Origin of the sequence: Chryseobacterium salviniae (assembly GCF_035819015.1) — a bacterium.
Taxonomy (GTDB): Bacteria; Bacteroidota; Bacteroidia; order Flavobacteriales; family Weeksellaceae; genus Chryseobacterium; species Chryseobacterium salviniae.
In genome coordinates this window covers 20,113-28,379 of the sequence record NZ_JAYLAA010000007.1, presented here as the reverse complement: position 1 = coordinate 28,379, position 8,267 = coordinate 20,113, and the positions used below count along the sequence as shown (strand labels likewise).

The window sequence follows — 8,267 nt, the reverse complement described above, 5'->3', positions numbered from 1 at the left end:
AGGGGGCGGCTGCTTCGGGAGGAGAAATAGTTCCTGCGAGCGGGCTAACTTTCACATGGACGCCACCAGTGCCTTGTACAGGTACTCCTACGGCGGGTACTGTAACACCTGTTTCCCAAACTTTGGTTAATGGTCAAGTGCCTGCTGYATTAATGCTATCAGGATTTAGTGCGGGAGTATCGGGACTTACCTTCCAATGGCAGGAATCTTCTGATAATTCAAACTGGGTTAATGTTACTGGAGGTACAGGTGCAACTACTTCTGTTTATACGCCTGTTGCATTTGCCGGTGCTATGATGTATTATAGATGTGTGGTAACTTGCTCGAATTCTGCATTATCAGCAAATTCTAATTCTGTAATGATTTCTCCATGCGCTCAATCCACAGATTTTATTCAGAATTTTGATACACTTACAACACCTGCTTTACCAACTTGTTGGGCAAAAGTAGGAACTACTGGTACTGTTAATACCCAAGCAGGTACTTTTGGTTCTTCTCCAAATGTTCTGTATATTTATTCTAGTAGTACAAGCAATATTGCAATGGTGGCAATGCAGCCGGTAAGCACCCTGCAATCCGGATTATACAGGTTAAGATTTAAAGTGAGAGCGAATTCGACAGTTGGCGGAGTCGTTGAGGTAGGTTATCTTACTGATCCTGCAAACCAATCTACATTTACATCTTTAGGCTCATTTACCGCAACAAGTACAACCGTTGCTGATAATTTTGTATTAAATAATATAACAGCACCAGCTGGTGTTACAACCTTAACATTTAGGCATACGGGTAGTCCTGCAAATAGTATTTTAATTGATGATGTTATTTATGAATTAATACCTTCATGTATTGAGCCTACAGCTGTTACGGCTTCCGGTATTACAGGCTCGGGCGCTACAATAAACTGGACAGCGTCGGTTACAATTCCGGCTAACGGATATGAGTATTATTATTCTACGAGCAGTACTGCTCCTGATGCAGGTACAACTCCATCCGGCACAAGTGTTACGACAATGGCGTCTTTAAGTGGGCTTGCTCCTGTAACTACTTATTATGTATGGGTGAGGTCTGTATGTAATGCATCAGATAAGAGCGTTTGGTCATTAGCGTCTTCATTTACAACATTATGCCAGCCACCTTCTATTCTAAGTGTAAATGGAGCTACTATTTGCGGGGCTTCCGGCTCGGCGACAATATCGGCTACGGCGGATTCTGGTGCTATTGTTACATGGTATGATGCTGCTACCGGTGGAAATGTATTGAGTACAGGTAATTCGTATATGACACCTGTGATTTCAGCAAATACTACCTATTATGCTTCAGCAAAATCAGTCATAAATCCAACAAACGTAGGGCTTGTGAATGCAATATCTACATCTGGATATACATTAGAAGCAGGATTGTTTTTTGATGCTGCTGTAAGTCTCACAATTAACGGAGTGTATGTTTATCCGATTGGCACAGGTGCCGGAACCGTTGTGATTGCTTTACAGGACGGAAATGTTTCTCCTGCTGTTACATTACAAACGGTTACGGTAAATCTTACGGGTACCACAGCTCCTTATGTAAAAACATTCGTTCCGTTAAACTTTTCTGTTACACCTGGAACTAATTATAAATTAATGATGTTAAGCAGAACTGGAGGGGTTAGTAGCTTAGTTAGAGAATCAGGATCAGGTTGGGGATCTTATCCGTTATCAATTCCTGGAGCTATGACCATAACTAATGGTAACTGCTGTTCAGGTAATGCAACCAGTACTTCATACTATTATTTTTATGATTGGCAGATAACTGCTGATTGCGAAAGTGCAAGACAACCGGTTACTGTGAATGTAGATTCTGGTTGCCTGGGAACTTCGGAAACTTCAGATGTAAAAGATAATATTAAAGTGTATCCGAACCCTTTTAGTGATGTCTTGAATATTTCTGATATAGAAAATATAAAATCACTTAGCGTTACAGATCTTTCCGGAAGGCTGGTAAAAACGGTTGACAAGCCAGGAGCGAGTGTTGATTTATCAGATCTGCAATCAGGAATGTATATGATTACATTGTTTTTAAAAGATGGAACGCAAAAAACAATAAAATCAATTAAAAAATAGTATTTATCACCATAAATTGAATAGCGGCATATTTGCCGCTATTTTTTTTGTCTGAAAAAATGGCGAGGTAGAGATTGATTTCCTTCAATAAGGATTGTTATGTTATTAATTATCAGTTTAATGAGTATTTCAACATTTTGGGATAAAATATAAAAAATTAAGTAAATGTTTAATTTTATTGAAAATATTTATGACATAATATGGATTTTATTAAAAATTTTATAATAATATTTGATAATATATAATTAAATTAATATTTTTACCATCTAATTTTAATTGACTAAGTATGAAAAAACATTTACTTACGTACCTTTTATTTCTGGGTACATTACTTTCGGCTCAGATAACCTTGGGATCTGGAACGACATCGGGTGGTGTCTCCGGTTCGGTAGCCACGGTTCCGTGGAGTACTTATTATGGGTACAGTTATGCGCAGCAGATTTTACTTAAAACCGATATCAATGCTGCCGGAGCGGGAAATATCACAGGATTACGATTTTATTTAGGTGCTACCGCCAGCCTTACCAACTCAAATGATGTTGTTGTTTATTTGGGACAAACTACAAAAGCATCTTTTTCATCGACAACTGACTGGATTCCTACAAGTTCAATGACACAGGTTTACAGCGGTACCGTAACCAATAATGCGGGTATTGTAGAAATTACGCTTTCATCACCTTTTGCTTATGATAACGTAAACAACCTTGTGATTGCAATTGATGAAAATAAATCCAGTGATAACGGAAGTGAACTTTTCTATACGTATACCAGCGGAACCAATAAAACATTGTATTACAGAAGTGATACAACGAACCCAAACCCTGCATCGATTACACAAACAGGTACAAGATCTGCTACCCAGTCTGTGGTGACATTGTTAGGTCTTACTCCTAATCCTGTTCCTTTATGTCCTGCAGTTACCGCACCAACGGCTGCTGCAACGGGAGTTTCTGTATTGCCTACGATTACTTGGAATGCAGTGAATGGAGCCACCGGATACAGACTTTCTGTGGGAACTACATCAGGAGGAACTGATGTCATCAATAATGTTGATCTTGGCAATGTGACCACATACACCCTTGCGTCTTCTTTGCAGTTTAATACACAATATTATTATACGGTGAGCTCTTACAACGGCGCAATTCCTTCTGCGGCCTGTTCTGAAAGGACTTTTACAACCGCTAATATTTCCTGTCCGGCTGTTACAGCACCAGCATCAGCAGCAGTGGGTCTTTCTGTAACACCTACCATTACCTGGACTGCTACCACAGGCGCTGCCGGATACAGAATTTCTATGGGAACCACTTCAGGAGGAACAGATATTTTAAATAATGTTGATGTAGGAAATGTAACAACATATACAATTGGTTCACCATTAAATACCTCAACAACTTATTACTATACGGTAAATTCTTATAACGGAGCTGCAACTTCATCATCATGTACCGTAAGGAATTTTTCAACAGTTTGTGGTACTTTTACGCCAAATTATACCAACAACTTTGCCAGCTTCCCCGGAACTTGCTGGACATTAGCTAATGGCGGAACACCGGCTACAGGTCCGGGAACAGGTACTACAAATTACTGGATTGCAGACGGGTTCTTAAATTCAGGTACAACAGGTGCAGCTAAGATTAACCTGTATTATAATAACCGAAACGGATGGATGATTTCACCAACATTTGACCTCTCTGCAGGTGGTTACCGTGTTAAATTTGATTTCGGGGTAACGAATTATAGTGCGGTAACTCCGGTTACTTCTATGGGGTCAGATGATATGATACAATTTGTAGTTTCAACAGATGGAGGTATAACGTGGACGGTATTGCAGACGTGGAATAATGCTAATATACCTTCAAATACATTAAATACATATATTCTAAACCTCACATCTTACACAGGAAATAATACAAAATTTGCATTTTTTGGTACTGATGGTTCGGTGGATGATACTCAGGATTATGAGTTCTTCACAGATAATTTTATTATAGAGCCAATTCCTAGTTGTTCTGAGCCAGGTATTGTTACGCCGTCAGCTATCACGACGTCATCTGCTAATATTGCATGGATTGCACCGTCAAATGCACCGGCAAACGGATATGAAATTTATTACAGTACAGCCAACACAGCTCCTACTGCAGCAACAACTCCTAGTATTACAGGCATTACAGGTCTTTCTCAGCCTTTAGGAAGTCTTTCTCCTGCAACTACTTATTACGTATGGGTGAGATCTAATTGCTCTTCAGGAGATAAAAGTGCTTGGTCTACAATGGCGATGTTTACCACAGTATGTGTAGCGGCTACAGCAATAAGCGAAAACTTTGATACTACTACAGTCGATAGTCTACCTGTATGTTGGAATAGTATTGGAACCAACACTACTTACGCGAGAGCATATGCTAGTTCGGCAATGAGCGCCCCTAATGCATTATATATCTATAACGATGGTACTTCAAATGGTATAGGTATGGTTTCTTTACCTGCTGTTACTAATTTACAATCGGGTAACTATACGCTTAAGTTCAAAGGAAGAGCTAATTTTACTGCTGGCGGAGTGGTTGAAGTTGGATACTTAACAAACCCTTCCGATACCTCTACTTTTGTAATGTTAGGATCTTATACAGCAAGCAGCACAACAACGATTGATAATTATTCTCTTGATATCACAGGAGTTCCTGCAGGTGTAAATAATCTTGTGCTAAGACATAAGGGAGTTCCTGCAAACAGTGTTCTTATTGATGATGTTAGTTATCAGATAAACAGCTCTTTAGCAGCGAATGAAGTGAAAGGTAGTACAAAAGACGGAGTTAAACTTTATCCGAATCCGTTCGCTGAAGTACTGAATATATCTGATGTTTCCAACGTGAAAAACGTTTTGGTAACAGATTTCTCAGGAAGATTAGTAAAAACTATTGCAAATCCTGGAAAAGAACTTCATTTAGGAGAGCTTAAGCAGGGAATGTATTTGGTGACTTTAGAAATGAAAGATGGATCTAAACAAACAATAAAAGTGATTAAAAAATAACTTTTTAATCACATGAGAATAATAAGCGGCTATAAAAGGCCGCTTAATTTTTTTATGTTAAATGCAAAGGTTGAGATTTAATTATGTTAAATTTGTTTTTGTAATTTATTGATAATCAGATGTTAAATTTTATAAATTAATTAATTTATATTATTAAAAATTAAATGATTGTTTGTTTTTATTGTGATTTTTATTTATTTTAAATTAAAATATCACTATTAAATGTATTATTTTAATGTTTAGTTTAAATAATTTATATTTTTATGAATTAACTTAAATTAATAACGAATGAGAAAATTTTTATTAATGTGTCTTATGTTCCTGACTTTGGGAATCAAAGCGCAAATTACGGTACTCGAAGGTTTCGAATCAACTACTTTCCCTCCTTCCGGTTGGGTGAATAATGGGTTTTACAGAAATTCTGTATCCGGTTATCCGTGTACTGGGACGGCGGCTGCAAGTAAAAATCTTTATTCTTTTGCATCTACAGGGAATGTAGAATATTCCAGCACAGCGTCAAATGGACAAGCTATTGCAATAAGCTTCAATTATTCGGCAAAACCCTACAGTACATCAACTCCTGTAGTAACCGGGAATATGAAAGCCGAATATTCCACCGATGGCGGAACAACTTATACAATGCTTGGTTCTCAGATCGATTTTACCTCAGCGGTTAATTCCTGTACCAGTTTCACAGCCAGCATTCCTGCGGGAACAGTGCTTGCCGGTGCCAATTTTAAATTCAGAATTACCGGAAATAATGTAGGAAGTGGCGACTGGTATCTAACAATTGATGATGTAAGCATCATTCAGACAGCAACAATACCCCCAAATTGTGCTACAGGTCTTATTCCCGCAAATGCGGCAACTAATTTACCAAAAAATACTACTTTAAGCTGGGAGCCTTCATCTTCTGCTATTAGTTATGATGTGTATCTGGGAACAAGTGCTTCAGCTCCAATGGTGGCAAATCAGACCGGTACAATGTACAATCCGGGATTATTAAATGGTAATACGACGTATTATTGGAAAATCGTTCCTAAAAATGCAGCGGGAGATGCGGTTGGATGTATGGAGCAATTATTTACCACAGACAATAGTGTGTTGTATTGTACGCCCACATATACTACAGGCAAAACAGATGGAGATTTGATTTCCAATGTGGTGATATCAGGAACTACGCTTGCCAATAATTCGGGAACGGACCCGGTAAACCCGGCTTATACCTATTTTACCGGACAGCCCAACTATACCGGCCAGTTACAAGCCGGTGGAACATATAATGTCACTATTACGGTAGGAACATTTGGCAGTCAGAATGTAGCGGTTTGGATAGATTATAATGACAACGGAGTATTTGAAACTTCTGAAAGAGTAGGTTACACAACAACATCTATTGCTGCGAATGGGACTGCAACTTTCCCTATTACTTTGGCGTGTAATCCTCCATTAGGAACGCATAGGATGAGGGTAAGAGATGTTTGGAGTACTACAGGTAGTTCTATTGATCCGTGTAACAGTTACGGTTATGGAGAAGCAGAAGATTATGATGTTACGGTAACTGCGGCTGCGGCTTGTCCTGCACCGTCTGCTGGGATAGCTTCTTCTGTTACGTCTTCCGGTGCAACACTTTCATGGAATAAAGGATGTGCGGAAACGGTATGGGATGTTCATCTAACTACTGCGGGTTCCGGTGCGCCAACGGGTATTCCTGGTAATCCAGGGGTAACTACAAATACAGGAATCTCCGTTTCCGGTTTAATGCCTTCCACCAATTATGAATTCTACGTAAGAGCAGACTGTACGGCTAACGGAACAAGCACATGGGCAGGTCCTTATGCATTCACAACAATGGCACCACCGCCAGCAAATGATAATTGCGCTGATGCTGTATCTTTAACCGTGAATCCTGACCTCAATTGTGCTACGCCGACATCGGGAACAACACTCTCTGCAGCCGACTCAGGAATAGCTGTATCTCCATGTACTGGAATAGCAGATGATGATGTTTGGTATTCTTTTGTCGCAACAGGAGCTTATCATACTATTATGCTTTCAAATATAGTTTCTGTAGGAACATCTTATTCTACAAGTTTATATACTCAAATATTTAGCGGTTCCTGTGGAGCGTTAACTAGTATTAAATGTAATACTTCGAATACAACTACTGTAACAGGCTTAACAGCAGGACAAACATATTACATAAGGATATATAACTCTAATGCAGGGTCTGCATATGCAGATACATTTAATATTTGTGTAGGAACACCACCGCCTCCGCCAGCCAATGATGATGCTTCTGCAGCAATTGCTTTAACACCTGGCGGTAGTTTCATGCAGAATGCTGTGACTGCAACTAATACAGGTGCTACTACGACTTCTGATGCAACAGCTACGCATTCTTGCCAAATCATCGGACATAATGATGTATGGTATTCTGTGACTGTTCCTGCTAGTGGAAATATTACCGTAGAGACTCGCTCTGTTAGTGGTTCTACTGTTACAGATACTGTTTTGGGCGTATATACTGGTGCCAGTGGAGCTCTTACACAAATTGGGTGTGATGATGACAGCTCTACTGATGGAAATTTCTCTCTTGTATCTCTTACAGGTTTAACCCCGGGATCTACATTGTTGATTGGTGTTTGGAATTATTCCTCAACAACAAGTGGGGAATTCCAGATTTCTGCTTATGATGCATCGCTTGTACTGGCAACAAATGAGGTGAAAGATGCTAAAAATAATATCAATGTTTATCCTAATCCATTCTCTGAAGAATTGAATATCTCTGATGCAGCTCTTGTTAAAAATGTTCTAGTAACAGATGCAGCAGGAAGATTAGTGAAAACTATTGCAAATCCTGATAAAGAACTTCATTTAGACGAATTAAAACAAGGTGTATACTTTGTGACTTTGGAAATGAAAGACGGATCAAAACAGACAATAAAAGCGATTAAAAAATAGTTTTTTAACGCTATAGAAAGGATAAGCGGCTCAATGTAGCCGTTTATTTTTTTATGTTAAATTAAAAATTTTGAATTTATTTATGTTAAATAATATTTTTTAAATAATTGATAATTAAATGGTTATAAAATTCATTTTTTTGTGAAAAATTATTAAAAATCAAATGTTTGTTTATATTT

General features: G+C 38.5%; 3 protein-coding genes. All 3 read left to right on the top strand.

Going from position 1 to position 8,267, the window contains the following annotated elements:
- On the top strand, window positions 1-2,099 hold a 2,099-nt coding region (locus tag SOP96_RS01650), incomplete at its 5' end, for an Ig-like domain-containing protein (protein ID WP_326319494.1).
- Window positions 2,100-2,385: 286 nt separating this feature from the next.
- The gene (locus tag SOP96_RS01645; protein ID WP_326319493.1) at window positions 2,386-5,124 is read left to right on the top strand and encodes a fibronectin type III domain-containing protein; all 2,739 of its coding nucleotides are present in this window, start codon (window positions 2,386-2,388) and stop codon (window positions 5,122-5,124) included.
- 288 nt (window positions 5,125-5,412) lie between these two features.
- Window positions 5,413-8,088: a GEVED domain-containing protein gene (locus SOP96_RS01640; protein WP_326319492.1), complete on the top strand. Its 2,676-nt coding sequence runs from the start codon at window positions 5,413-5,415 to the stop codon at window positions 8,086-8,088.
- Window positions 8,089-8,267 lie beyond the last annotated feature (179 nt).